The sequence below is a fragment of the Chromohalobacter sp. 11-W genome, from assembly GCF_029889905.1.
Lineage (GTDB): Bacteria > Pseudomonadota > Gammaproteobacteria > Pseudomonadales > Halomonadaceae > Chromohalobacter.
This window is the reverse complement of record NZ_JARANZ010000001.1, coordinates 116,578-140,867: the sequence shown is the minus strand read 5'-3', so window position 1 is coordinate 140,867 and position 24,290 is coordinate 116,578. Positions and strand designations below refer to the sequence as shown.

At 61.2% G+C, this 24,290-nt stretch carries 23 protein-coding genes; 12 read left to right on the top strand and 11 right to left on the bottom strand.

Annotated features, from left to right (window positions below; genetic code table 11):
- Positions 1 to 7 precede the first annotated feature (7 nt).
- Positions 8 to 892 (top strand): LysR substrate-binding domain-containing protein, encoded by an 885-nt coding sequence (locus OP494_RS00670; protein ID WP_280538826.1) that lies wholly within the window; start codon positions 8 to 10, stop codon positions 890 to 892.
- A 26-nt stretch (positions 893 to 918) separates the two neighbouring features.
- On the opposite strand, the gene OP494_RS00665 is transcribed toward OP494_RS00670, so the two are convergent.
- Both OP494_RS00665 and OP494_RS00660 read right to left on the bottom strand, forming a co-directional pair.
- Positions 919 to 1,656, bottom strand: a complete 738-nt coding sequence (locus tag OP494_RS00665; RefSeq protein ID WP_280538824.1) for a Crp/Fnr family transcriptional regulator — start codon at positions 1,654 to 1,656, stop codon at positions 919 to 921.
- 182 nt (positions 1,657 to 1,838) lie between these two features.
- Positions 1,839 to 3,218, bottom strand: coding sequence for an L-serine ammonia-lyase (locus OP494_RS00660; RefSeq protein ID WP_280538823.1), 1,380 nt, complete (start codon positions 3,216 to 3,218; stop codon positions 1,839 to 1,841).
- Between the two features lie 138 nt (positions 3,219 to 3,356).
- On the opposite strand from OP494_RS00660, the gene OP494_RS00655 reads away from it, so the two are divergent.
- Both OP494_RS00655 and OP494_RS00650 read left to right on the top strand, forming a co-directional pair.
- On the top strand, positions 3,357 to 4,280 hold the full coding sequence (locus tag OP494_RS00655) for a LysR substrate-binding domain-containing protein (RefSeq protein ID WP_280538822.1): 924 nt from the start codon (positions 3,357 to 3,359) through the stop codon (positions 4,278 to 4,280).
- 172 nt (positions 4,281 to 4,452) lie between these two features.
- Positions 4,453 to 6,099, top strand: a complete 1,647-nt coding sequence (locus tag OP494_RS00650; protein WP_280538821.1) for a BCCT family transporter — start codon at positions 4,453 to 4,455, stop codon at positions 6,097 to 6,099.
- Between the two features lie 80 nt (positions 6,100 to 6,179).
- Here the strand turns inward: OP494_RS00650 and OP494_RS00645 are convergent, their stop codons facing one another.
- On the bottom strand, positions 6,180 to 6,905 hold the full coding sequence (locus OP494_RS00645) for a 3'-5' exonuclease (RefSeq protein WP_280538820.1): 726 nt from the start codon (positions 6,903 to 6,905) through the stop codon (positions 6,180 to 6,182).
- A 6-nt stretch (positions 6,906 to 6,911) separates the two neighbouring features.
- Positions 6,912 to 8,819: a DUF294 nucleotidyltransferase-like domain-containing protein gene (locus OP494_RS00640; RefSeq protein ID WP_280538819.1), complete on the bottom strand. Its 1,908-nt coding sequence runs from the start codon at positions 8,817 to 8,819 to the stop codon at positions 6,912 to 6,914.
- A 176-nt stretch (positions 8,820 to 8,995) separates the two neighbouring features.
- Here OP494_RS00640 and OP494_RS00635 point away from each other — a divergent pair, with 176 nt between their 5' ends.
- Positions 8,996 to 9,640 (top strand): hypothetical protein, encoded by a 645-nt coding sequence (locus OP494_RS00635; RefSeq protein ID WP_280538818.1) that lies wholly within the window; start codon positions 8,996 to 8,998, stop codon positions 9,638 to 9,640.
- Between the two features lie 72 nt (positions 9,641 to 9,712).
- On the opposite strand, the gene rpoD is transcribed toward OP494_RS00635, so the two are convergent.
- From rpoD to rpsU, 3 genes are all read right to left on the bottom strand, one after another.
- Positions 9,713 to 11,557 carry an RNA polymerase sigma factor RpoD gene (rpoD, locus tag OP494_RS00630; protein WP_280538817.1) on the bottom strand — a complete coding sequence of 615 codons (1,845 nt, stop codon included), beginning with the start codon at positions 11,555 to 11,557 and terminating at the stop codon, positions 9,713 to 9,715.
- Between the two features lie 219 nt (positions 11,558 to 11,776).
- On the bottom strand, positions 11,777 to 13,618 hold the full coding sequence (gene dnaG / locus OP494_RS00625) for a DNA primase (RefSeq protein ID WP_280538816.1): 1,842 nt from the start codon (positions 13,616 to 13,618) through the stop codon (positions 11,777 to 11,779).
- 152 nt (positions 13,619 to 13,770) lie between these two features.
- Positions 13,771 to 13,986 carry a 30S ribosomal protein S21 gene (gene rpsU / locus OP494_RS00620; RefSeq protein ID WP_040244373.1) on the bottom strand — a complete coding sequence of 72 codons (216 nt, stop codon included), beginning with the start codon at positions 13,984 to 13,986 and terminating at the stop codon, positions 13,771 to 13,773.
- 243 nt (positions 13,987 to 14,229) lie between these two features.
- Between rpsU and tsaD the strand changes: the two genes are divergently transcribed.
- Positions 14,230 to 15,261, top strand: coding sequence for a tRNA (adenosine(37)-N6)-threonylcarbamoyltransferase complex transferase subunit TsaD (gene tsaD / locus OP494_RS00615; RefSeq protein WP_280538814.1), 1,032 nt, complete (start codon positions 14,230 to 14,232; stop codon positions 15,259 to 15,261).
- Here the strand turns inward: tsaD and OP494_RS00610 are convergent.
- The gene (locus tag OP494_RS00610) at positions 15,242 to 15,871 is read right to left on the bottom strand and encodes a glycerol-3-phosphate acyltransferase (protein WP_280538813.1); all 630 of its coding nucleotides are present in this window, start codon (positions 15,869 to 15,871) and stop codon (positions 15,242 to 15,244) included. The genes tsaD and OP494_RS00610 overlap by 20 nt on opposite strands.
- 151 nt (positions 15,872 to 16,022) lie before the next feature.
- Here OP494_RS00610 and folB point away from each other — a divergent pair, with 151 nt between their 5' ends.
- From folB to OP494_RS00590, 4 genes are all read left to right on the top strand, one after another.
- The gene (gene folB, locus OP494_RS00605; protein WP_280538812.1) at positions 16,023 to 16,376 is read left to right on the top strand and encodes a dihydroneopterin aldolase; all 354 of its coding nucleotides are present in this window, start codon (positions 16,023 to 16,025) and stop codon (positions 16,374 to 16,376) included.
- Positions 16,373 to 16,891, top strand: coding sequence for a 2-amino-4-hydroxy-6-hydroxymethyldihydropteridine diphosphokinase (gene folK / locus OP494_RS00600; protein WP_280538811.1), 519 nt, complete (start codon positions 16,373 to 16,375; stop codon positions 16,889 to 16,891). Before folB ends, folK begins: the two co-directional genes overlap by 4 nt.
- A 137-nt stretch (positions 16,892 to 17,028) precedes the next feature.
- Complete coding sequence (locus OP494_RS00595; protein WP_280538810.1) at positions 17,029 to 18,531, top strand: ATP-binding protein; 1,503 nt, start codon at positions 17,029 to 17,031, stop codon at positions 18,529 to 18,531.
- Positions 18,528 to 19,211 (top strand): response regulator, encoded by a 684-nt coding sequence (locus OP494_RS00590; RefSeq protein ID WP_280538809.1) that lies wholly within the window; start codon positions 18,528 to 18,530, stop codon positions 19,209 to 19,211. The genes OP494_RS00595 and OP494_RS00590 overlap by 4 nt, the downstream gene beginning before the upstream one ends.
- A gap of 103 nt (positions 19,212 to 19,314) precedes the next feature.
- On the opposite strand, the gene OP494_RS00585 is transcribed toward OP494_RS00590, so the two are convergent.
- A complete protein-coding gene (locus OP494_RS00585) occupies positions 19,315 to 19,602 on the bottom strand; it encodes a hypothetical protein (RefSeq protein ID WP_280538808.1) in 288 nt (95 codons plus the stop codon).
- Positions 19,603 to 19,840: 238 nt separating this feature from the next.
- Positions 19,841 to 20,527 carry a class I SAM-dependent methyltransferase gene (locus OP494_RS00580; RefSeq protein ID WP_280538807.1) on the bottom strand — a complete coding sequence of 229 codons (687 nt, stop codon included), beginning with the start codon at positions 20,525 to 20,527 and terminating at the stop codon, positions 19,841 to 19,843.
- A 167-nt stretch (positions 20,528 to 20,694) separates the two neighbouring features.
- On the opposite strand from OP494_RS00580, the gene OP494_RS00575 reads away from it, so the two are divergent.
- The 3 genes from OP494_RS00575 (at position 20,695) to OP494_RS00565 (ending at position 23,345) form a co-directional block, all read left to right on the top strand.
- Positions 20,695 to 21,063, top strand: coding sequence for a VOC family protein (locus OP494_RS00575; RefSeq protein WP_280538806.1), 369 nt, complete (start codon positions 20,695 to 20,697; stop codon positions 21,061 to 21,063).
- A 98-nt stretch (positions 21,064 to 21,161) separates the two neighbouring features.
- Complete coding sequence (locus OP494_RS00570; protein ID WP_280538805.1) at positions 21,162 to 22,088, top strand: lysophospholipid acyltransferase family protein; 927 nt, start codon at positions 21,162 to 21,164, stop codon at positions 22,086 to 22,088.
- 63 nt (positions 22,089 to 22,151) lie between these two features.
- A complete protein-coding gene (locus tag OP494_RS00565) occupies positions 22,152 to 23,345 on the top strand; it encodes a PQQ-dependent sugar dehydrogenase (RefSeq protein WP_280538804.1) in 1,194 nt (397 codons plus the stop codon).
- Between the two features lie 11 nt (positions 23,346 to 23,356).
- On the opposite strand, the gene OP494_RS00560 is transcribed toward OP494_RS00565, so the two are convergent.
- Positions 23,357 to 24,238, bottom strand: coding sequence for an NAD(P)-dependent oxidoreductase (locus tag OP494_RS00560; RefSeq protein ID WP_280538802.1), 882 nt, complete (start codon positions 24,236 to 24,238; stop codon positions 23,357 to 23,359).
- Between the last annotated feature and the right edge of the window lie 52 nt (positions 24,239 to 24,290).

The window sequence follows — 24,290 nt, the reverse complement described above, 5'->3', positions numbered from 1 at the left end:
AGCAACAATGCAGCGCTGGGATCGTATCGAGGCCTTCATCGAAGTCGCCCGCTTGGGCACGTTTTCCGCCGCTGCGCGGCATCTGAAGGTTTCCACCTCGCACGTGAGCCGCTCGATTGGGCAGCTCGAGAGTCAACTCGGCACGACGCTTTTGTATCGCACCACGCGCCAGACGCGTCTCACCGACGCTGGCGCGCTCTACTATCGGCATTGCCGCCATTTGTTCGATGGCTTTCGCGAGGCCGAGGAAGCCATCGTCGACTTCCAGTCTCGGCCCAAGGGCACATTGCGGCTGACCTGTGCCACCACGTTCGGCGAGCGCTACATCGCCCCGCTGGTCAACGATTTCCAGTGCTTGCATCCGCAGCTCGAAGTCGACATGCACTTCACCAACCGCCAGGTCGAGTTGATCGAGGAAGGTTTCGACGTTGCCATCCGCATGGGCGTGCTGCGTGACTCGAGCCTGATCGCGCGGCGACTATGCGAGCGTCGCGAATACGTAGTCGGCGCGCGGGACTACTTCGAGCGCGCCGCGCCACCCCACTCGTTGGCCGAGCTGCCTCATCACAACTGCCTGCGCGGCTCCCGCGATAGTTGGCTGTTCGAGGTCAACGGCCAGCGCCGAGAAATACGTATCGAGGGCCGCTGGCGTGCCAATTCAGGGCCGGCGCTGCTCGATGCGGTCTTGAAGGGATTGGGGCTGGCGCAGTTACCGGACTACTATGTGGCGCCGTACTTGGCGCAGGGGCAACTGGTGTCGGTGCTGGATGCCTATCAATTCACCGACACCGCAGTGTGGGCGATCTATCCGCGCCACCGACACCTCTCGCCCAAGGTGCGCCAGTTCGTCGATTTTCTAGTCGCGCACTTGCCGGACACGCTACACACCTGACTCATGCCCCGTAACAGCCTCGCGACTCACTCCCCCGACATCGGCCCTAGTCTATCCCGCAGATACCGTCCGGCGAATTCGGCCTCGCGGGCCAAGGCATCGGGATCGAGCAATTCGACCCACTGACGCTCGCGGATCAACAAGCCATCCTCGCGGAACCCGCTTAACGTCCGGCTGATATGCACCGAGGTGAGGCCCAGCGCATCGCCCAATTGCTGCTGCGACAGCGGCAGACGGAAACGCCGCGTGGCGTGAGGCATGGTGCGCTGCAGACGCATATACATCTCGTAGATCAGATGCGCCACTTTCTGACGTGCGCTGCGTCGCGCCAGATTGACCAGACGCTCGGTCAGTAGGGCTTGCTGTTGCGAGGACACGGCGAAGAAAATCATCGACAGGGTAAAGGATTCTCGAAACACCTCGAGCAAACGGCGATGAGGAAAATCGCAGACGACGCCGTCATCGAACATCATCACCCCGGCCAGGCGCTCTTGAAAGGCGAACTCGCGCAGTCCAATGACATCCCCGGGCAGGTAGATCTCCAGAATCTGGCGCGAGCCATCTTCCATGTCACGAAAGGAATACGCCCAGCCCTTGGAAAGCGTGCAGAAACGCCCCGCCGGATCGTCGGTTTGCCATAGTGCCTCTCCGCGCTCGACCTCGCGCGGCTCGCGTTCAAGCGAGTCCAGCAGGGCTTCGTCACTCTCGGTGAGATTCGCGTAATGCCGGAAATGGCGGATGATGCAGCTATCTGTCTCGCTCATGAGCGACCTTCTCTATCTTAATCTCGTCGGGAGTCCTAGGCAGGGCACCGAGCATGGACCCGGCCACCCTAAGCGCACTACTGTCCGACGGAATAAAACCATAGAAGGCCACGCGGTGCGATCCCGAATCAAAAAAAGGACGCCCCGCAGGCGTCCCAAAGGGTTGATCGAACGATTCAGCGTCAGCATTCGATGGCATTCACCGCCAGGCCTCCACGCGAGGTTTCCTTGTACTTATCCTGCATATCGGCGCCGGTATCGCGCATGGTACGAATGACACGGTCGAGGGACACGAAATGTTCGCCATCGCCTCCCAGCGCCATCTGCGCGGCGTTGATCGCCTTCACCGAAGCGATGGCGTTACGCTCGATGCACGGCACCTGTACCAAGCCGCCGATGGGGTCGCAGGTCAACCCCAGGTTGTGCTCGAGGCCGATCTCGGCGGCGTTCTCGACCTGCGCGGGCGTGCCGCCCATTACCTCCGCGAGCCCGGCCGCAGCCATCGCGCACGCCGATCCGACCTCGCCTTGGCAACCGACCTCGGCACCGGAAATCGAGGCATTCTTCTTGCATAGGATGCCGATGGCGCCAGCCGTAAGCAGAAAATCGACGACATCGCGTTGGCAGGCGTCTGGCTGGAACTGCATGTAATAGTGCAATACCGCCGGGACGATACCCGCTGCCCCGTTGGTCGGCGCGGTTACCATACGCCCACCGGCGGCGTTTTCCTCATTGACGGCCAGGGCGAAGACATTGACCCAATCCATCGCCGAAAAGGTCGAGGCAATCACGCTGGTATTGTCGCTGGCCGCCTGCAGGCGGCGATGCAGCGTACTGGCCCGGCGTTTGACATTGAGTCCACCGGGCAACACGCCATCATGGCGCAAGCCGTTGTCAACGCAGGCCTTCATCGCCTCCCAGATACGCCACAGCTCGTCGCGAACGCTTGCTTCGTCGCGCCAAGCCTTCTCATTTTCGAGCATCAACTCGCTGATACGTAATCCATGCGTGCGGCACAGCATGAGCAGTTCTTCCGCCGTAGCGAAATCAAACGGTAACGTCGTGGTATCGCTATCCAGCGCGCCGCTGGCCGCCTGTGACTCGTCGACGACGAAGCCGCCACCCACGGAGTAATAGGTATTGCGATACAGCTCTTCTCCGTGGGCATGGGCGATGAGGCGCAACGCATTGGGATGATAGGCAAGCGACTCTTCATGCCATTGCATGTCGCGTGCCCAGGGAAATGAGATCGGCTGCTGTCCGGCGAGCAGCAAGGTCTGCGATTCGCGCAGTTCTTCCATGCAGGCGGGGACTATCTCCGGGTCGATGCAGGCGGGGCGTTCGCCCATGAGCCCCATGATCACGGCCTGATCCGTGCCATGCCCCTTGCCAGTGGCGCATAGCGAGCCATGCAGATGCACTTCGATGCGTGTGACACGCGTCAGCCAATCATGCGAGCGCAGTGCATCGATGAAGTCGCAGGCCGCACGCATGGGGCCGACCGTATGCGAACTGGACGGTCCAATTCCCACTTTAAACAGATCGAACACACTGATTGACATGCGTGACACCTCGAACAGTCTTGATGTATCAAAATTACTAAACGAGCTTGTTAGTAGCTCGATTTAACTTTAGCTTGAAGCCAGCCCGGATGCTGGGCAACGGAGAATAATTCGACCAAGCTTTAGAATGGCTAAACCATGAGCCGTACTCTGCACGCCCAAACCCACGCCTGGCTCAAGGTCTTCGCGATCAGCGCGCGCCACCTTTCCTTCACCCGGGCCGCCGAAGAACTGAACGTAACCACGGGCGCGGTCAGCCAGCAGATCAAGCAGCTCGAGGCGCGGCTGGGCTTCAAGCTCTTCCGCCGCCTGCCACGACGCCTGGAACTCACCGATGAAGGCCAACGCCTGGCGACGGTGGTCGATCAGGCCTACGATGCAGTGGGGATGGAGGTGCGTCGCCTGCGTACGGGGGTCATGAGCGGCGTGCTGCGCTTGCGCTGTGTGCCCTCGTTTCTCGCCAAGTGGTTGATGCCGCGACTGACGCGATTACAAGCGCGCTTTCCCGACATCGAGTTGCATGTCGCCTCCGAAGACAGCAACCTGTCACTGCGTGAGGGCGAGTTCGAGCTGGCCATCGACCTCAACGATGGGCGCTACGCCGGCTTCCAAATCACGCCGCTGATGGATGAAGAGATTTTCGCGGTATGTTCGCCGCAACTGCTGCGCCGCCGCCCACCGCTGGTGCGCCCGGAGGATCTAGGCTACTACCCGCTGCTGCATGACGTTACCGCGTGGCGCGGCAGCCACGATTACGCCGAATGGGAGCACTACCTGCATGCGCTGGGCGACGAATCGGTCAACGTGCGGCGTGGCTATACGTTCAATCGCAATCACTTGACCGTGGAGGCGGCCATCGCCGGCATGGGCGTGGCGATTGCACGGCGCACGCTGATTACCGATGAGCTCGACACCGGCGCCCTGATCGCGCCGTTCGCTGGCGCCGTGGCCACCGGCAAGCGCTATGGCCTGGTCTATCATCCTGGGGCGCTGGATGACCGGCGGGTGCGTGCCGTGCACGACTGGATCGTCGAGGAAGCGGCACGCAGCGCCGAATCTTGAATGCGCCCACACAAGTGAGACGCTTTTGCGAAACGCACCGCGAAACGTTTAAGGTCTTCATGGAAAAAACGACTCAACTATGCAGACTTCTTAAGTACAATGCGCTTACTGCCGATAAGGCATATCTCGCGTCAATGACGCAACCGACGCTTACCTGAGACGGAGAATTCTCATGGACAAACGTTCGCAGGACGATACTGCCAACGAACCAAATGAAGGCTCAGAGGGTATTCCGGCTCCGGATGGGCCGGCGAACTTAATCGATACCGATTATGTAATAGGCCAGGACAACATCACCTCCACGAAGTTCGGTATCGACTTCGATCTACACGGCAAGGTGTTCACGGTCTCCTCCTTGGTGATCTTGTTTTTCGTCATCGTGACGCTGGCTTTCCAGAACCAGGTGGCACCGATTTTCAATGCCATGTTCTCGTTCTTGACGGGCAACTTGGATTGGTTCTTCATTCTTGCCGCTAATATTTTCGTAGTACTCGCTGTCGTACTGATTTTCACCCCACTGAGCAAGGTCCGCTTGGGCGGCGCCAACGCCACGCCAGATTTCAGTTATGCCGGCTGGTTCGCCATGCTGTTCGCAGCGGGGATGGGCATCGGTTTGATGTTCTACGGCGTTTCCGAGCCGCTGACCCACTTCGGCACCTCGCTTGCGGGTGGTGGTGGCGCTCCTCTAGGTGGCGCCGAGGGCAACGCGCAAGCAGCGGCACAGCTGGGCATGGCGGCAACGATTTTCCACTGGGGACTGCACCCTTGGGGCATCTATGCCATCGTCGCTCTGTCGCTGGCACTGTTCTCCTATAACAAGGGCCTGCCGCTGACCATGCGCTCGATCTTCTACCCGATTCTGGGTGAGCGCGTCTGGGGATGGCCCGGCCATATCATCGATATCCTGGCGGTCTTCGCCACCCTCTTCGGTCTGGCGACCTCTCTCGGGCTGGGCGCTTCACAGGCCTCTGCGGGGCTGCATTATCTGTTCGATACGCCCAACACCAACGTCACCATGGTGGTACTGATCCTGGGTATTACGCTGGTGGCGCTGGGCTCGGTACTCGCCGGTGTCGACAAGGGCGTGCAACGCCTCTCGCAGCTCAACATGGCACTCGCCTTCCTGCTGCTACTCTTCGTGATCTTCGTCGGGCCGACGCTGTTCATCGCGACAGGGTTCTTCGAGAACCTACTCGGTTACGTCAAGAATCTCCCCGCCCTCTCCAACCCCTTCGGCCGTGAGGATACTGGCTTCACGCAAGGCTGGACGGCGTACTACTGGGCTTGGTGGATTTCCTGGTCTCCGTTCGTCGGGATGTTCATCGCCCGCGTCAGCCGTGGCCGCACCGTGCGTGAATTCTTGATCGCCGTGTTGCTGGTGCCGACACTGGTATCGATCCTGTGGATGACCGCCTTCGGGGGCACCGCCATCGATCAGGTCATCTCCGATGGGTACAATGGAGTGCAGGATGCCGCACTGGAGCTGCAACTGTTTACCATGCTCGGCCAGCTACCGCTGACGGCGATCACCTCGTTCGTGGGTATCGTGCTGGTGATGGTGTTCTTCATCACCTCCTCGGACTCAGGCTCACTGGTCATCGACTCTATCACTGCCGGCGGCAAGGTCGACGCACCCAAGCCTCAGCGCGTTTTCTGGGCTTTGATCGAAGGCGCAATCGCTATCGCCTTGCTGTTGGGAGGTGGCCTCACCGCACTACAAACGGCGGTCATCACCACGGGTCTGCCCTTCACGCTGGTCTTGCTGGCGGCCTGCTACGCCATCATCAAAGGCTTGATGAGCGAACCCCGCAGCGCGTAACGCGATGTCCCTATTCGCGATATGAAGAAGGCGGCCTACGGGCCGCCTTCTTCGTTTTCAGCATCTCTAACCTGTGGATTCTAGTTCCATACTTCGCGGAGTGGCGTCTCGGGACTGTAGCGATGGGCAATCTGGGCTTGCAGCAATTCGGCAGTCGCCAGGGCATCGATCAAGGCATGATGTGCCTGGTAGGGCGGCAAGCCATAGCGCGTGCGGCTATCGGGCAGGCGAATCGACGCCGGCGGACGCCCCAGCCAGCGCCGTAGGCGTGCCCACCACGACTGACGGTGCAGGCGCGCTTCCAGCGACATGGTGTCAATCACGGGAAAGTGGATGCCCTCGCCGCGCCGTGCCTTGACGGCTGCATTCAGGAAGGTCCGCTCGATATGGCGATAATGCACCACGACGATGCGCCCAGCCATCACGGCCAAAAGCTCATCAAGAACATCATCAAGGTCGGGGGCCTGCTCGATCTCGCTATGGGTAATATGGTGAAAGGTAATCGAGCGCTCATTGAGAGGACGTGGCGGCCTCACGACCCAGTAACGACGCTCGGCGAGCCGTATGCGCTGCAGGTCGAACGGCACCACACCGATGCTGACGATGGCGTGACGCTGCTCATCGAGACCCGTGGTTTCCATGTCCATGGCCAACATCGGCACGTCACCGATGGGGGTCTCCGGCGTGGGCACACCGACATCGAAGTAGCGTTCCAGTGCCGTATCACGCGCCTGCTCGCGACGCGCCATGAAATAATCCGCCCATGTCGGCGGCTCCGGGTGTCGGCGTGAAAGCAGTGGCTTCATTAAATATCAGCGCTTCTGGGAAGGCATGGGATAACGGAACTTCAGGAATTTCTGGGCGTTGCTCAGTACCTGAAAGGCGTCCTTGAGATTGTGGCGCTCGTTATCCGAGACGTTTTCGGGCTCAATGTTATTGTCCGGTTCACGCTCTTCCTGGATATCGATGACCTGATGGCGAATTCGCACCATGGCGATAAATTCCAGGGCGTAGCGAATTCGCTCCCCGGAGTGGCCCGCGAGCAAGCGAGTCTTGTTGATATCCTCGAGACGGTCGAAGGAGTTCTGCGCCCGTGAGCCGCAGGCCAGCGCATGCACACGGATCAGATCGACCAAGGGCGCCGTGCCACGTCGCTTGAGATTGATCGTATTATTCTGCTCGCCGTCTTTTTCCATCACGAACGTGCGGAAAAAACCCAGCGGAGGCGTACGATTCAACGCATTGCGCGCCATCGCGGCCAGAAAGCGTGGACGCTGAGAGGCACGCCCAGCGACCAGATCTTGAAGGCTTTCGACGAACGCCTCGTCGCCATAAACACTGTCGAGATCGAAAAAGATGGAGCTGTGCAGCAAGCGCTCGGGGCTAGGGTCGTCGATCCAGTCGCGGAAATATTGCTGCCACACGTGTAGCGGCTGGCGCCAACGCGAATTGGTGGCCATGACGTCACCCTTGCAATAGCTATAACCGCATGCCGCCAACCCATCACTGACGCGTTGAGCCAATGTCAGAAAGTACGCGTCATGTTGCTCGGGGTCGAAGCTGTCATCGAGTACCAGGGCATTGTCTTGGTCGGTGACGATGGACTGCTCATTGCGCGCCATCGAACCCAACGCCATGAAACAATACGGTACTGGCGGCGGCCCCAGCTCTTCCTCGGCCAATTCCAGCAAGCGGCGTGTAAACGCGCGCCCGATGCTCGACAGCGAACTGCTGACCATCTGCGAATTGTCGTCTTCGTTGACCATACGCACGAAGGCCGCGCGCACGTCACTGCTCATAGCGGCCAGCCCTTCGACATTGGGCTGGCGAAAGATATTGTCCACCAGATACAAGCTACTATTAGTCTCGTAGCGCACGATATCGGATAGATGTAACACGCCCACCGGGCGCCGCCGATACAAGACAGGCAGGTGATGAATATTGTTGCGCAGCATGCGCAGCATCGCTTCATACACCGACTCGTCGGACTGAATGGTGATTGGGCGCTCGTTGATCAGCTCCCCCACCGTGGTGCTCGCCGGCCGTCCCTCGGCCAGGACACGGTTACGTAGATCGTGGTCGGTGAGAATACCGACCATACGGCGCAGTTGCCCGTCTTCATGGGTAAAAGCATGCGAATCGTCCGCTGTTTGCGGCGCCGCCAGCACCAGTACCGAGGAGGCACTGTGCTCACCCATGCGCTGCGCCGCCTCCTGCACCGTAGCATCGCTTTCCACCATCACCGGTGCCCGGGAGGCCAGCTTGCGCACCCGCGTCACCAGCATCTCATGGCCCTTGCGCTGCTGGTCGACGGTAGACTCCAGCCGCGGGCGCTCGACCTCGACGAAATCGGCGAAATTGTCGTCCGCCTCGCACAAGTGTTGAAACGCCGCGAGGGGGATGAAGTAGATCAGCGTATCTTCGATCGCCCGGGCCGGGAAACGTACGCGGCGATCCCTGAGCAAGTCGAACTGACCGAAGATATCGCCTTCGCTGAGGCGGTTATAAAGATCGCCGTTGCGGCGATAGAGATCGATAGCGCCACTACGAATGTAGTGGAGATACTCGACGGCATCTCCATGGCGGTAAATATCGGTTTCGGCCTGAAAATACCCAACCTCGATCTGACCGGCCAGCTCATCGAGCAAGTCGTCAGACAGCTGCTCGAAGGGCGGAAACTGCGCCATGTGCTGACGAATCTCCAGCAATTCTACTTGCATGCGACCGCTCTCCGACAATGGTAGGACAATACCGTTAGTCTGAGATTCTCCCCAGGTTCTGTAAAGGGCTACCTTGAAGATCGGAAACGGTGTTTCTTAAGAGTCGTTTTCCTGCTAATATTAAACATTCTTCGACACCCTAATCACTGTCGCTTCGACGCACGCCAGAGACCCGTATGACGCATTCGCCCCAGCCTCCCGAAGCCCCCTTCGGCTTCAAGGCGATCCTCCTTCGCGCACTTTGCTATATCTTGATCGTCGCCGGCATCATGCAGCTGGTGATGCTGGACGCTCAATCCGGCGTCGACCAGTTTTCCGAGACGTCACTGACCGAGCTCACGCAGTCGGCATTGTTGCTGCTCAGCTCGTTGCTGATGGCCTACATATACCGCCATCCCGACACCATTCCTCATGTCAGCCTATTGCTGGGGACGTTCCTGTTCGCGTCCTTCGTCCGGGAAAATGACGCTTGGCTGGACATCTACGTCTTCGACGGTGCCTGGCAGGTGATCGTGACCCTGATCGTGCTGCCGACTCTGTTCGTGGTGATTCGCCATCGACATGCCTTTGCCGAGGAGTTCAAGTCGATCTCCAACAGCCTTGGCTTCGGAATGTTTGCCGCCGGCTTCCTCACGACGTATGTTTTCTCGCGCCTTTATGGCCGCTCCGCGTTCTGGGAAGCCATGCTCGGCGATCATTATCAGCGCGTCATCAAAGACGCAGCCGAGGAAGTTACCGAGCTGGCCGGGTACATGCTGCTCTTCTTTGCTTGCATCGAACTGGTGCTACTGGTGCGTCGACGCTTCCGCCATCATGGCTGAAACGGCCACCATCATACGTAAAGCATAAAAAAACCCGCGAGCTAACTCGCGGGTTTTTTGCTTTCGCTTCGTTCACTCGTCGAGGAAAGTGCGCAACGGCTCGGAACGTGACGGATGACGCAGCTTGCGCAGCGCCTTGGCTTCGATTTGGCGAATGCGCTCACGGGTCACATCGAACTGCTTACCAACCTCTTCTAGCGTGTGGTCGGTATTCATGTCGATCCCGAAGCGCATGCGCAGCACCTTGGCTTCGCGCGCCGTCAAACCGCCCAGCACGTTGCGGGTCGCCTCGATCAGGCCCTCACCGGTGGCCAAGTCGATCGGCAGCAGCATAGTGCCATCCTCGATGAAATCACCGAGATGCGAGTCATCATCGTCGCCGATCGGCGTCTCCATGGAGATCGGCTCTTTGGCGATCTTGAGCACCTTGCGAACCTTGTCTTCCGGCATCTCGAGGCGTTCGCCCAGCTCTTCCGGGGTCGGCTCGCGGCCCATTTCCTGCAACATCTGGCGTGAGACGCGGTTGAGCTTGTTGATGGTCTCGATCATGTGCACCGGAATACGGATGGTGCGTGCCTGGTCGGCGATGGAGCGCGTGATCGCCTGGCGAATCCACCAAGTGGCATACGTCGAGAACTTGTAGCCACGGCGGTATTCGAACTTATCGACCGCCTTCATCAACCCGATGTTGCCTTCCTGAATGAGATCCAGGAATTGCAGCCCGCGGTTGGTATACTTCTTGGCGATCGAGATCACCAGACGCAGGTTTGCCTCGACCATTTCCTTCTTGGCACGACGCGCCTTGGCCTCACCAATCGACAGCCGGCGATTGACCTCTTTGATGTTGGTGACCGGCAAGCACACCATTTCTTCCTCGAAGCCGATCTTGCGCTGGGCACGCAGGATATCGGCACGGAATGGCTCGATACGCTCGGCGTACTTGGAATGCTTGGCCTTGAAACGGTCCAGCCATTCGAGATCGGACTCGGCGCCAGGGAAGGAGCCGATGAAGGTCTTGCGCGGCACCTTCGCCTGCTTCACGAAGAGCTGCATGATGGCCTTTTCCTGGCCACGGATCTGCTCGATGCTGATGCGCACCTGTCCCACGAGACGCTCGAAGTGCTTGGGCACCAGCTTGATCGGCGAGAACAGCTCGGCAAGACGCGCTTGCTCTTGATTCGCGTCCGACGACCCCAGCCCATGCTTGTCGATCGCGGCCTTGGCACGCTCGTTCTGTTCGCGAATCTGCTCGAAACGCGCCTTCGCTTCCTCGGGATCCGGGCCGCCGCCGGTTTCTTCTTCCTCGGCATCGTCATCGTCTTCGGAAGCATCACCGTCCACGGCATTACGCTCGGGCTCGGGCTCGGGAACATCCGCCTCGGCCACACCGGGAATCCCCTCATCGGGATCGATGAAGCCCGAGAACAAATCGGAAAGCCGCCCCGGCGCTTCCTCGTCCTGAGTGGCGTCATAGGCTGCGAGGACGGAGTCCACGGCCCCCGGCAGATAAGCCAGTGAAGACATCACCTCGCGGGTGCCTTCCTCGATGCGCTTGGCGATCTCGATCTCGCCTTCGCGCGTCAACAAGCCCACCGTCCCCATCTCACGCATATACATGCGCACGGGATCGGTGGTCCGCCCGACGTCGCTCTCGACCGCCGCCAAGGCAGCGACGGCTTCTTCCGCCGCCGACTCGTCGGTAGATTGATCTGACATCATCAGGGTATCTTCGTCAGGTGCTTCCTCGACGACGCTGATACCCATGTCGTTGATCATCGCGATGATGTCTTCCACCTGATCGGGATCGGCGATATCCTCGGGAAGGTGGTCATTGACCTCCGCATAGGTCAGGAAGCCTTGCTCCTTACCCTGGGCGATCAACTCCTTCAGACGTGACTGCTGCGTATTTCCAGCCATAGAAACCCTATCTCGACAATGGAGCACCTGGAAGCGAACGGATCGAAACGCTGCTAAGCCTGCCAGTATAGCCGCTAAGGACATTTTACTGCCAGTGTCGTATTTGTCTTGTCATCCAGGTGTGCTAGTGTGTTCGGCTACCCTTTTCGATATTGCCTAGTAAATGGCGACGTTTTGCGCCAATTCAACCCGTCGCGGCAGGCATCTTCCCCACGACCGTCATATTGAACGAGCACCGCCCTTCAACTCCATCAGCAGCTCGTTCAACTGCTGGCGTTCCTCTCTAGACAGAGACTCCCCAGCCTGCATCCGGGCCAACAAGGCGTCATACTCTTCCTGCGGCGAACGCTGCGAATGACGTTGACGCAACCCCTCGACCAGGCCTTCCACCTCGACGCCGCGTGCGTCGCGTGGCATCAATAGCTCCCGACGCGCCAGCCAGGCTAGTCGCTCACCTTCGGGCGTGCCATGAAAATGCGCCAGCAAGACTTGGGCGTTGCGGTAACCCCCCGCGCGGATCAAGCGCACCACTTCGTGACACAGTGCGCCATCGCCCTCGTCGTCGGGGCACCAGTCGAGCGACTCGGGCAAACGTCCCACCAAGCCAGGCTCATGCACCAACAAATGCAGCAAGCGACCGGCGAGACTCAGAGCGCCACGGCGTCCACCCGTCCCCTCTCGCTGAGGCGTCGTCTCGGGAGGCACTCCCTCCTGCACCTCGGCGAAGCCAGAATCTTGGCTGCCATGTGTCTTATCGGCACGTGCCAGCAATGCCTGAAAGTTCGCTTGTTCGACGCCCGTTCGCTGCGATAGTTCGCGCAGCAACAGCGATTTCAAAACGCCTTCAGGCAGACGCTCCAAGGCGCGCAATACCGTGGTGACGAAGCGCTCACGCTCTTCGATATGCTTGAGGTCGCGCCCCTCGGCCGCCTGATCGAAGAGAAACTCCGAAAGAGGCGCAGCACATAGCACCCGATTCTCGAAGGCCTCGGTGCCTTCACGACGTATCAGGGTGTCCGGATCTTCGCCTTCTGGAAGAAACAGAAAGCGCACCTGGCGCCCATCGATCATCGACGGCAGCACTGTCTCCAACGCGCGGCGTGCCGCTTGGCGCCCGGCCTGATCGCCATCGAAACAAAACACCACCTCGCCCACCAGGCGGAACAGACGCTGCAAATGATCTTCGCTGAGCGAGGTCCCCAAGGTGGCACAGGCATTGCGAATCCCGAACTGGGCCAGCGCCACGACATCCATGTAACCCTCGACGACCAGCATGCGTTCCAACCGCGCATTGGCCTGACGCGCTTCGTAGAGGCCGTATAGCTCGCGCCCCTTGTGGAACACCGGCGTCTCGGGCGAGTTAAGATACTTGGGCTTGGCGTCCCCGAGCACGCGCCCACCGAACGCAATGGTGCGCCCCTTCCAATCGCGGATCGGGAACATCACACGATTGCGAAAGCGGTCGTAGCTGCGCCCGGAGTCCTCACGATGCACCAACAGTCCGTATTCGATCTGCACCGCATCGCTGATGCCACGCTCGCCCAAATGGCGCTTGAGCGCCTCCCACTTGTCCGGGGCGAAGCCGATCCCGAACTCACGCACGATATCTTCGGACAACCCGCGCCGCTCGAGATAATCACGAGCGTCACTCCCCTCGGCCATCACCAAGCGCTCTCGGAAGAAGCTCGCCGACAACTCGAGCAAGTTGACCGCTTCTTCTCGACGCTGCTCGCGCTGTTGGGCACGTGGATCGTCATCGCCTTCACGCGGAACGTCCAGGCCCAAGCGCGACGCCAACTGCTCGATCGCCTCGGGAAAGCGCAGATTATCGAACTCCATCAAGAAGCGCAGCGCATTGCCGTGCACGCCGCAACCGAAACAGTGATAGAACTGCTTCTCGGCACTGACGGTAAACGATGGCGATTTTTCCTGATGGAAGGGACAAAGGCCCGAGTAGTTGCGACCGGCCTTCTTGAGCTGAACGCGCTCGCCGACGATCTCGACCACGTCGGTGCGAGCCAGCAAATCATCGATGAAGCGTTGAGGTATCTGTCCAGCCATGGCGGGGAAGCGCTCGACGAAACGTTGTCTGTATCGCGGAAATCACGGAGCCAGGCATCGCGGAAACAGCGGGGTGGGAAAAACAAGCGGCCACCTGATGGCAGCCGCTTGGCGTCCCTCTTAGAAGCGACCGAGGCCGCTTCTAGTACGGATCAATACAGCCGTTCGAAACGCTTGCGCTCGCGCTGCAGCTTCTTGGCATGACGCTTGACCGCCGCAGCAGCCTTGCGCTTGCGCACTGCGGTGGGCTTTTCATAAGTCTCACGACGACGGACTTCGGAGAGAACGCCGCCTTTTTCGCAAGAACGTTTGAAACGCCGCAGAGCGACGTCGAACGGCTCGTTATCACGTACTTTTACAGAAGGCATTAACCAATCACCTACCTTTAGGAAAGATGAGTTCGGATTGAACGCACACCTAGTCAGCCCATGTTTAGCGATTGCCAACGGCATGACGAGTGCACGACCCAGTCTTGCAGAACACAGTATTCTAGTCGCCGTAAGATCGCTTTGCAAAGCCTTTACCCGAGCGTTTACCTGACGGCCCCTGCCACGCACGCCGCGAAAGGCGTAGAATAGCGGGCTTCATGGGATAGCGGGAAATGACGACACATGCGGGTATTGGGCATCGAGACCTCCTGCGACGAAACCGGCGTCGCCATCTACGATACCGAGCGTGGCCTGATCGCCGATGCACTGCATAGCCAAATGGCGATGCATGCCGAATTCGGCGGCGTAGTGCCAGAGCTCGCTTCGCGCGATCATACTCGCAAATTGCTGCCACTAATTCGCCAAGTGCTCGACGAAGCCACGCTTGACGGTGCTGAACTCGATGCCATCGCTTACACGGCCGGGCCCGGACTGGTCGGCGCCCTGATGGTAGGCGCCTCGACCGCGCATGGCCTGGCTCGCGCCTGGGGCATCCCGGTACTTGGCGTCCACCACATGGAAGGGCATCTGCTGGCGCCGATGCTCGAGGACACGCCGCCTGACTTTCCATTCGTGGCGTTACTGGTCTCGGGCGGGCATACGCAGCTCGTCGAGGTGCACGGACTCGGGCGCTATCGTTTGCTCGGCGAGTCGGTCGACGATGCCGCGGGCGAAGCCTTCGATAAGGCCGCCAAGATGCTCGACCTGCCCTACCCCGGCGGCCCACAGGTGGCCAAGCTCGCCGAACGCGGCGATCCCACCCGGTTTCGTTTTCCGCGCCCCATGACCGACCGGCCGGGGCTCGACTTCAGCTTCTCCGGGCTCAAGACACACACCTTGACCACCGCCCGCAAGCTCCAGGAAGCCGGCCCCCTCAGCGATCAGGACCGCGCCGATATCGCGCGCGCCTTCGAGGAAGCCGTCGTCGATACTCTGGTCATCAAGTGCCGCCGCGCCCTCGATGCCACGGGGCTCAAGCGTCTCGTGGTGGCCGGCGGCGTCAGCGCCAATCATCGCCTGCGCGAACGTCTCGACCATGCCACCGCCAAACGCCAGGCGCAGGCTTTTTATCCGCGTGGACGCTTCTGCACCGACAACGGCGCGATGATCGCCTACGTCGGTGCGCAACGCTTGCTCGCCGGCGAGCGCGACGACGCGACCATGCAGGCGACGCCACGCTGGCCGCTGGCAACGCTCACTCCTCCGGTGGCCTGACGCCACCTTCTTCGCGCGAGGAGCGTGCAAGCCCCGGCTCACCGCCCTGCCCCAGGCGGCGAATATTCCAGGCATGACGCACCAACACCAACCCTGAGAAGACACTCACTACCAGCGTCGCCTCGCGCGCCAACCAGTAGCTAGCCAAGGGGGCGAGCAAAGCCGCAGCCAGCGACGCCACCGCCGCAGTACGCGAGCGCCACGCCAAGAGTACCCAGCATAGAGCGCACACCCAGGCCACCGGCGTAGCGATCATCAGCAGCACGCCAAAGGCACTGGCCACGGCCTTGCCACCGCGTCCACGATGCCATGCTGGATAGCTATGCCCCACCAGCACCGACAATCCCACCGCGCCTTGTATCCACAACGGCAACGCCTCGCGTTGCGCCACCCAGAGCACCGGCATCGCCTTGGCCGCATCGACCGCCAGGGTCAAGGCGGCTGGCACCGCCCCATGCACGCGCAAGACATTCGAAAACCCGGGGTTGCGCGATCCCGCGTAACGCGGATCGCGACGCCCTAGCGCACGACACACCCAGACGGCGCCGAGCAGCGATCCGCTCAGATAGCCGGCAACCACCAAGGCAGCGACGGGCAAGACTGGAGACATGGGTTGGACTCCCTCATGGCGTGGGCGACACCGATGCATAGGCCCCGCCCATGATTCTGCCACCTCCATGACGTACAATCTAAGGTTTGCGACGCCGCGAAGCACTGACCAGACTTCGCCGCATGAACGCCCGACCTAATGAGGATACGCCGTGGATCACGTGCTGATCGAGGCACTGGAAGTAGACACCGTCATCGGTGTCTACGACTGGGAGCGCACCCTTCGCCAGCGGCTGCGGCTGGATCTCGAACTGGCGACCGACATCCGCCCCGCCGCAGACCGGGACGATATCCAACTGACACTCGACTACGCCGCCATCAGCGAGCGTATTGGCGCATTCGCCGAGGCCCATCAGTTCGCGCTGGTCGAAACCTTTGCCGAACGTCTGGCCGAGGTCCTGCGCCAGGAATTCGCCATCGCCTGGCTCAGCCTGACCGTCCGTAAACCCGGCGCCGTCGCCAATGCCGCCAGCGTGGGCGTACGTATCACGCGGGGGCAGGCATGACACAGGTGACCGTCAGCATCGGCAGCAATATCGACCGCGAACGCCACGTCCTCGCCTGTCTCGACGCCCTCGCCGACACCTTCGGAGACGTGCAGGTATCGCGCGTCTTCGAAAGCGAACCGGTCGGCTTCGAGGACGGGCGCAATTTTTACAACCTTGTCGCAGCGTTCCACTCCACCCTCACGGTCGGCGAGCTGCAGACCTGGTGCAAACAGATCGAGGCCGACAATGGGCGCCTGCCGGGCAGCCCCAAGTTCAGCCCGCGCACCCTGGATATCGACCTGCTCACGGTGGGCGATCGATGCGGCCATATCGAAGGCGTCGACCTCCCGCGTGACGAGATCCTCCACCACGCATTCGTGCTGTGGCCACTCGCCGAGTTGTTGCCGGAGACGCCGCATCCCGAGGTGAGACATTCCTATGCCGCGCTGTGGGCCGCGTTCACGAATGGCGACCAACACCTATGGCCCGTGTCTTTCACCTGGCGTGGCCGTACGCTCTCACGCCCGGATTGACATCCCGAGACCGGGCCGCGCGATGCACACTGCTTGCACATTGCGTGACGCTTTCTTGCGCGGGCGTCCAGCATGATGCGCCTATTGCCCGGTCATGCGCCCGCGCCACGGCCGTTTCGTAGATCGAGAGTCGTCCCATGAAGCATCGGCTGCGTTTCAAGCGCCCTCGCATTGCGCGCATCAGCCTCAAGCTGTTCGCCGCCATCCTGCTGACCAACGTATTGATCGGCGGCATGAGCTTCCTGCTCATTGCCCGCAGCCTCGATCAAGGCTTCATCGACTACTTGGAACGCACCCAGGCCAATCGTGCCGATACCCTGGCCACCGCGCTCGCCGAACGCTGGCAGGAACACGGTAACTGGCATTGGCTGCGCGACGATCCACGCGCCTGGCACCGCCTGGTACGTAACCAGCTTTGGCCAGGCGAACGCCAGCCGCCCAGTGGCATCGACCGCGAGTTGAGCGACGCGCGGGGTTTCGTGGTACTCGATGCCGAGGGTGAAGCCATCATCGGTCGCCCCCTGCCACCTGGCAAACCACCTTCCGATGCGGAACCGCCTCCGAAGCCCCGTTTCATCGACATCGAGCATCATGGCGAGGTCGTCGGCCGGCTCGGCTACCTTCCCCCCGCACAGCTGATGGCGCGCATGGATCGTATCTTCCTGCAGCGTCAGTTGCGCAACATGACGATCATCGTCGCTTCACTCTCGGTGGCCTCGCTACTGCTCGCCGCGGGCCTGGCCTGGTGGCTAGGGCGGCGTGCCCACGACATGACCGCGGCGACCCGCCGCATGACGCAGGGCGACTTCGACGTACGTCTTCCCGAACGCGGTCACGACGAGCTTTCCCGACTGTCTGCCGACTTCAACGTGCTCGCCGAGACGCTGGAGGCCAATCGTCGTAACCGCCAGCAGTGGGTCGCCGATATCGCCCATGAATTACGCACACCAATGGCAGTCTTGCGCGGCGAGATCGAGGCGATCGAGGACGGCGTGCGCCCGCTTGAAAGCGAGACGCTCGCCTCGCTCGCCCAGGAAGTGACTCAACTCGAACGTCTGGTCGACGATCTACGCCTGCTCGCCCAGAGTGATGCAGGCGCCTTAGATATCTACCTGGCCCCACACGATCTGGCGGATACGCTGAGGGCGCGACTCGACGAGGCACGCGGCTGGCTAAACACACGCGGCATCGCGCTGGATGCGGAGATCGGCACCGCCCCGGCGCCGATTCACGGCGACCCACAGCGACTGCGCCAATTGTGGAATAATCTGCTGAGCAATACCTGCACCTACACCGACGCCCCGGGCCAGCTACGCATACGTCTCGAGCGTCATTCCGATCATCTGCGCCTAACCTGGGAAGACAGCGCCCCCGGCGTCACAGAGGAAGCACTACCGCGCCTGACCGAGCGCCTGTACCGTGTAGAGGGCTCGCGTAACCGTCGCAGCGGCGGAAGCGGCCTGGGCCTGGCGATCGCCAGCGCGCTCGTCGACGCACACGGCGGCACGCTGATCCCGTCTCCTTCGCCGCTCGGCGGGTTGCGCTGGACACTTACCTTTCCCCTGCGTCATACCGACGACACCCTCGATCACCATGCCCTTGATCACGACACCCCCAAGTCGAGGCGGAGCCCCACATGACCGATCCTATCCTGATCGTTGAAGACGAGCCCAAGATCGCCCGTCTGGTCGCCGACTACCTTCAACAGAGCGGCTACGCCACGCACCATCTCGCCCACGGCGACGAGGTCATGCCCTGGCTAAACGGCCATGCGTCCGCACTGGTATTGCTCGACCTGATGCTGCCCGGCACCGATGGCCTGACACTGTGCCGACACATCAACGAAGACCATCCCTCGCTGCCGGTGATCATGTTGACCGCCCGGGTCGAGGAGATAGATCGGCTACTCGGCCTGGAACTGGGCGCCGACGACTACATCTGCAAGCCCTTCAGCCCCCGCGAGGTCGTAGCACGCGTCAAGGCCGTACTACGCCGCCTGCAACCACGCCACGAGGACTCGACCAGCGCCCCGCCCCTGCAGCTCGACGAAGACGGCTGGCGTGCGCTGGCCCAAGGGCACGACCTCGGCCTGACCGCCGTCGAATTTCAGTTGCTCAAGGTCATGATGCACGCACCGGGACGGATCTTCTCCCGCGATCAACTGATGGACCACATGTATCGCGATCACCGCATTGTCTCCGAGCGCACCGTGGACAGCCACGTCAAGAAATTGCGCCGCAAGATCGCCGACGCTTGCCCCGAGCGCGACATCATCCGCTCCGTTTATAGCGTCGGGTACAAATACCAGCCCGACGCTTGAATCTCCCTACCACCAGCACAATAAAAAGCCACCCGCCTCGAAAGACGGGTGGCTTTTTCATACCTGCACAGACGGCGCCTCGGCGACCCCGTCAGCCGATATCTTACCAATCAGCGCGATGGCCGACCTTCGGCTGATCCTGCATCTCGCTAGGCAGGTCGGTCTGCTTGGTATTGTGTACTGAAATGTAGTGCCGAGCCTTGGCGACGCCAAAACTATCGGCGCCCGAGGTATCGAGCTGCTGGAAGCTCACTGATGCCTGATCGACATCCTGGTTAGCCTGCAGCGACTCGTGATTGACCTGCGTGGCCTCTATAGAGGCGACGCTAGCTTGAGCGGCAACCGGTAGAGCGGCGAGTGCAACGGCGGCAATAAGGGTACGTACTTGCATGATGGATCTCCTTGCGTGTTCATGTTCGCTTGCGAACGTTGAGTAAAATATATAGCAAGCTAACAATAAACGCAATAACAGATCTGGCAATCGCTCCTATAGCCGAAATCTATACGCTCCCAAAAAGCATAATGCAGTGCCTTTTTCTGCTTAAAGCGCTTGGTGCAGCATTAACACCAGCGCCCACCTAAGCCTCGAGATACGACAAAAAATCGCTCTCATATTTGAATCGCTCATATTATTCGTAATCGAAACCCCTTGGCGCCCGCTGCAAGAGCACCACATCGTTACGCGGGAACGTCACCGTCAGCCCGTGCTGCTCGGCAAGGTAATCAAAACTGCGCTTGGCGAAGAAGCAGACATGCGTCGAATCAAGCATGTAACGCCAGCCGGTGAGATCCGTAACCCCATCGCTGCGCTGGGTCATGATGCCCAGCCAGCCGCCGCGACGTAGCCGCGCGATCAAGTCAGCCAAGACTTGCCCCGGCGCATGCAGATGCTCGACCACTTCAGTGGCGGTGATGACGTCGTAATTCCGCCCCAGGCGTTCGGGATACGGCGCATAGAAAGGATCGAAGACCGTCATGCGATGCCCGGCCTCTTCCAGCATCAGCGACAACGTCGGCCCCGGCCCACATCCGAAATCTAGCCCTTTTGAGTCAGGCGGCAAGCGCGCCCGCAAGGGATCGCACAAGCGTGCCAAAAAGCGGCGATAGCCTGGGTCGTCGGACGTGTTCTCGTGGAGATCGTAGACCGCGCGCTCTTCTTCGGCCGTGGGGCGCTCCTCGGGCGTGACGAAGATCAAGGCGCACACTGGGCAGCGATAATAGGTGCGTGGCGGCGCGCCCGGCGATGGCACGCTGTGCGACGCGGCACACAGGGGACACGCAGGCGTAACGGCCGGTATTGTTACTCGTTCTGTCATTGGGCCTCACATGACTGCGTAGATTGATCTGCCCGGCAGCGAGCATTCGCCGGCAGGCCCTCTCGCGAACACGCGCTCGTGCATCTTTCGACTGGATGCAGACCGCCTCGAACGTGCATGATGTCCTTCCCCCTTGGGGCCGACCGTCACTTTTTGGACAATTCGCCATGCTCAATGCCATCGACCATTTGGTGGTAAACGTCACCGACCTCGAGCGCAGCATCGATTTCTACACACGCGTACTGGGGCTCGAGGCACGCTACCACGATGCGACACGCACCGACCTCCACCTGGACGATTTCGCCTTGCGCCTGCAGACCACCCAGGCAACGTCCGGCAATCCTCATACTGTCCCGCCAGGCCACCAGACCCTGGGCTTTCGTAGTGCCCTGCCGCTGGCGGAAGTGAAGACACACCTCGAGGTACTCGGGGTACCGCTGGATATAGGGTCAGACGAACAACACCCCGCCGAGACGCTTCACGTACGCGATCCGGATGGCAACCTGATCGAGATTTCCCGACCACGGCGCCGCTGAAAAGATGAGATTGTACGCCCGCGCAGGCAGGCAGACGCCTCGCGATCTGTATAATACGGGGCCTATCGTCCGCCGTAACCGATGATGCCATGAGTTCGATGTCCGAAGACGTTTCTGCTCCTTTACGCGCACGCGCCATCGCCTTGCTGTGGCGCACCCTGGCACGCTTGACACCGCACCGGCTGTGGCAGTTGGCTCGTCTGATCGGCCCGCTGATTCTCACCTTCAGTCGCCGCGAACGTAGCGTGACGCGCGCCAATCTCAGGCATGTCTATCCGGAGATGCCGACACGTCAGCAACGACGCCTGACACGGGACAGCCTGACGCACTCCTCGGCCACCATGCTCGAGTTGGGCTTTGCCTGGATGGCCGCCCCGCAACGCGTCGAGGCCTCGATCCGCGCCGTGCACGGCCGCGAACTGCTCGACGACGCCCGCGCCGAGGGACGTGGCGTCATCGTGCTGGCACCGCATTACGGCAACTGGGAAGTGCTCAACTTCTGGCTTTCCAGCCACTTCCCGTTCACCGCCATGTACGAGCCTCCCAAGATCGACGCCCTCGATCCGGTGATCCGGCATGGCCGCGAACGCATGGGGGCCCAACTGGTCCCCACCAACCCACGCGGTGTCGCCTCGCTGCTCAAGGCACTCAAACGCTGCGAGGCAGTGGGAATCCTCCCCGACCAGGAACCGAGCTGGGGTAGCGGCGTCTTTGCCGATTTCTTCCAGCGTCCGGCCTATACCGCCACCTTGCTGCCCAAGCTCGTGGCGCGCACCGAGGCGCGCGTCGTCACCGGCGTGGCGAAACGCCTCCCCGACGGCAAGGGCTTCGCGCTGCACTTCCTCGCCGCCGATGAACGCGTCTACTCACGCGATGAGGCACTCTCCGCCACCGGCGTCAACGCTAGCGTGGAACACGCCATTGCCTTGCAACCCGCTCAGTATCAGTGGGAGTACAAGCGCTTCCGCAAGACCCCGCAACAAGCTGCTCAGCGCCCCGACTTCAAACGCTTTCGCATCTACTGAGCCCTCGGACGCGTCGCTGATTGTTGTCTACACTGCTCCAGAGAATTTCTTGAGGAGCCGTGCATGATCGCTCGCCACGTTACCCAGGCACTGAGACGAAACACGCCGGCGCTTGCCGGTCTCTGGCTGAGCGTCATGATGATCGTCTCCGGCCAGGCCCAGGCGCTGACCTCAGTGGAGGTTAATGGCAACGCGGAACGGGCTAACGTGCCCGAGGGCGCCACGCTCGATAAGCGGGTCGCGCTACGCGCGCCCCGACTGATCAGCTTTGGCCCCGAGGACGAGATGTTCATCGGTTCTCGAGCCGGGCGCCTATACCGCCTGCAGCCGCCGTATGATCGTGTCGATGCGGAGATCCCGCTGTCCGGTTACCCGCACAGCGCTGTGGTACACGAAGGCTACTTGTACGTGGCGACCACCGAGCGACTCTATCGCACGGGGTATACGCCAGGACAGGACGTCACGGAGATGGATTTCGAGGGCGTCGCCGACTTGCCCGGCGGTAGCGGCCACCCCTCGCGCTCGCTATCAATCGGGCCCGATGGCCGGCTCTATATCGCGCTCGGCCTTCAAGGCAACTGCTCGGCGCAACGCGTCAGCAAAGACCTCACCTTCGAGGATCGGCGAGGCGGAGTGATGGCGCTCGATCCCGCGCGCGAGGCGCCTGAATGGACGCCCTACGTCAGCGGGCTGCGCAACCCCATCGGCATGGCCTGGAGTCCACAGGGGGCTCTCTACCTCAACAACAATGGTCCCGATCATTGGGGGTACGAAGCGCCGCCCGAACTGCTGGTGCGCGCCGAAGCCGGGAGCTTTCACGGCATGCCGTGGTATCAATGGAATGAGGGCGAATGGCAGCGCGATGAGTGCATCGACTCGGCACCGCCTACCGGGCGTGACACGCTCGCGCCGCCGGTGGCGACCTTTGCCGCGCGTAGCGCCCCCATCGGCCTGACCTTCCTGCCTGATGACAACCCCTGGCAGGTGAACATGGTCACCGCCATCCATGGCAGTTGGGCCACACAGGGCTCGGGAGGCCGTGCTACGCGCCGCCCACCCAAGATTGTCGGCATTCGACTCGACGACGGTGGCCAGGGCAAGGTGATCGACCTGGTCAGCGGCTTCCAGGCGGAAAATGGCGAGCGCTGGGCACGCCCCGCCGGTATCGCCTACCGTGACGGCGCGCTTTATTTCACCGCCGACGATGGCGATACTGGCCTGTACCGCCTGACGCCCCAGGCATCCCAGACGCACTGATTCGAGGACCCCTAGCGCTTGTCCAGATGCGCCTGGCGCGCGGCGACCTCGGCGAGCCCCGACCAGTCTTTTTCGCCATCTCCGTTGGCCAAGGCGTCGAGCAGACGATCGCGCACCGCGCTGCCCAACGGCAAGGCAACGTTTTGCTCGTCCCCTGCACTCAAGGCCAGTCCGACATCCTTGTGGCCCAAGCGCATCGTGAACCCGGCGGGTTCGAAGCGTGCCTCGGCGATCATCTTGCCGTAGCCCTGATAGGCCGGCGAGGCGAACAACGTATTGGTGACGATATCGAGAAAGTCGCTGGCCTCGATGCCATACGCACGGGTCAGTGTCGACGCCTCGGCCATCGACTCGATAGCACTGGCGAGCATGAAATTGGCGGCAATTTTCGCTACGTTGGCGCGTTCAGGCGATTCCCCTAAAGGCCAGACAGCCTGACCCATGGCGTCGAGTACAGGCCTAACCCGTTCGATGTACGCCGGATCACCGGCGGCGATGATATTGAGCTTACCCGCCGCCGCGGCGTCCGGCCGCCCCAGCACCGGCGCGGCAACATAGCCCACGCCCAGGCGCTCGTGGAGCGCCGCCATGCCACGCGCGAAAGCTACCGACACCGTAGCCATGTTGACGTGAACACTGCCCTTTTTCATCGCTTCGATGGCCTTACTTTCGACCAGTACCTGATGCGCTGCCTGGTCGTCGGCCAGCATGCTCACCAGCACCTCACATCGCGCCGCGTCGGCCGGTTTCTTGGCGATTTTGGCGCCCTGCTCGGCGAGCGCCTCGGCAGCCTCCGGGGAGCGATTCCACACCGTGACGTCATGCCCCGCCTCGAGTAACTGCTTCGCCATGCCACGCCCCATGGCACCCAGACCAATGAATCCAATGTGCATATCCAACTCTCCTTTGGTGGCTCTCCCTGGACATTAGCACGCAAACGAGGAT

Excerpts from the sequence above, each read along its gene's own strand:
- OP494_RS00660 (WP_280538823.1), bottom strand. The coding sequence starts at position 3,218 with ATGTCAATCAGTGTGTTCGATCTGTTTAAAGTGGGAATTGGACCGTCC.
- OP494_RS00655 (WP_280538822.1), top strand. The coding sequence starts at position 3,357 with ATGAGCCGTACTCTGCACGCCCAAACCCACGCCTGGCTCAAGGTCTTC.
- OP494_RS00595 (WP_280538810.1), top strand. The coding sequence starts at position 17,029 with ATGAAGCATCGGCTGCGTTTCAAGCGCCCTCGCATTGCGCGCATCAGC.
- tsaD (WP_280538814.1), top strand. The coding sequence starts at position 14,230 with ATGCGGGTATTGGGCATCGAGACCTCCTGCGACGAAACCGGCGTCGCC.
- rpoD (WP_280538817.1), bottom strand. The coding sequence starts at position 11,557 with ATGGCTGGAAATACGCAGCAGTCACGTCTGAAGGAGTTGATCGCCCAG.
- OP494_RS00610 (WP_280538813.1), bottom strand. The coding sequence starts at position 15,871 with ATGTCTCCAGTCTTGCCCGTCGCTGCCTTGGTGGTTGCCGGCTATCTG.
- OP494_RS00580 (WP_280538807.1), bottom strand. The coding sequence starts at position 20,527 with ATGACAGAACGAGTAACAATACCGGCCGTTACGCCTGCGTGTCCCCTG.
- OP494_RS00575 (WP_280538806.1), top strand. The coding sequence starts at position 20,695 with ATGCTCAATGCCATCGACCATTTGGTGGTAAACGTCACCGACCTCGAG.
- OP494_RS00665 (WP_280538824.1), bottom strand. The coding sequence starts at position 1,656 with ATGAGCGAGACAGATAGCTGCATCATCCGCCATTTCCGGCATTACGCG.
- OP494_RS00635 (WP_280538818.1), top strand. The coding sequence starts at position 8,996 with ATGACGCATTCGCCCCAGCCTCCCGAAGCCCCCTTCGGCTTCAAGGCG.
- OP494_RS00670 (WP_280538826.1), top strand. The coding sequence starts at position 8 with ATGCAGCGCTGGGATCGTATCGAGGCCTTCATCGAAGTCGCCCGCTTG.
- OP494_RS00590 (WP_280538809.1), top strand. The coding sequence starts at position 18,528 with ATGACCGATCCTATCCTGATCGTTGAAGACGAGCCCAAGATCGCCCGT.
- OP494_RS00560 (WP_280538802.1), bottom strand. The coding sequence starts at position 24,238 with ATGCACATTGGATTCATTGGTCTGGGTGCCATGGGGCGTGGCATGGCG.
- OP494_RS00645 (WP_280538820.1), bottom strand. The coding sequence starts at position 6,905 with ATGAAGCCACTGCTTTCACGCCGACACCCGGAGCCGCCGACATGGGCG.
- OP494_RS00565 (WP_280538804.1), top strand. The coding sequence starts at position 22,152 with ATGATCGCTCGCCACGTTACCCAGGCACTGAGACGAAACACGCCGGCG.
- OP494_RS00650 (WP_280538821.1), top strand. The coding sequence starts at position 4,453 with ATGGACAAACGTTCGCAGGACGATACTGCCAACGAACCAAATGAAGGC.
- dnaG (WP_280538816.1), bottom strand. The coding sequence starts at position 13,618 with ATGGCTGGACAGATACCTCAACGCTTCATCGATGATTTGCTGGCTCGC.
- OP494_RS00585 (WP_280538808.1), bottom strand. The coding sequence starts at position 19,602 with ATGCAAGTACGTACCCTTATTGCCGCCGTTGCACTCGCCGCTCTACCG.
- OP494_RS00570 (WP_280538805.1), top strand. The coding sequence starts at position 21,162 with ATGTCCGAAGACGTTTCTGCTCCTTTACGCGCACGCGCCATCGCCTTG.
- folK (WP_280538811.1), top strand. The coding sequence starts at position 16,373 with ATGACACAGGTGACCGTCAGCATCGGCAGCAATATCGACCGCGAACGC.
- rpsU (WP_040244373.1), bottom strand. The coding sequence starts at position 13,986 with ATGCCTTCTGTAAAAGTACGTGATAACGAGCCGTTCGACGTCGCTCTG.
- OP494_RS00640 (WP_280538819.1), bottom strand. The coding sequence starts at position 8,819 with ATGCAAGTAGAATTGCTGGAGATTCGTCAGCACATGGCGCAGTTTCCG.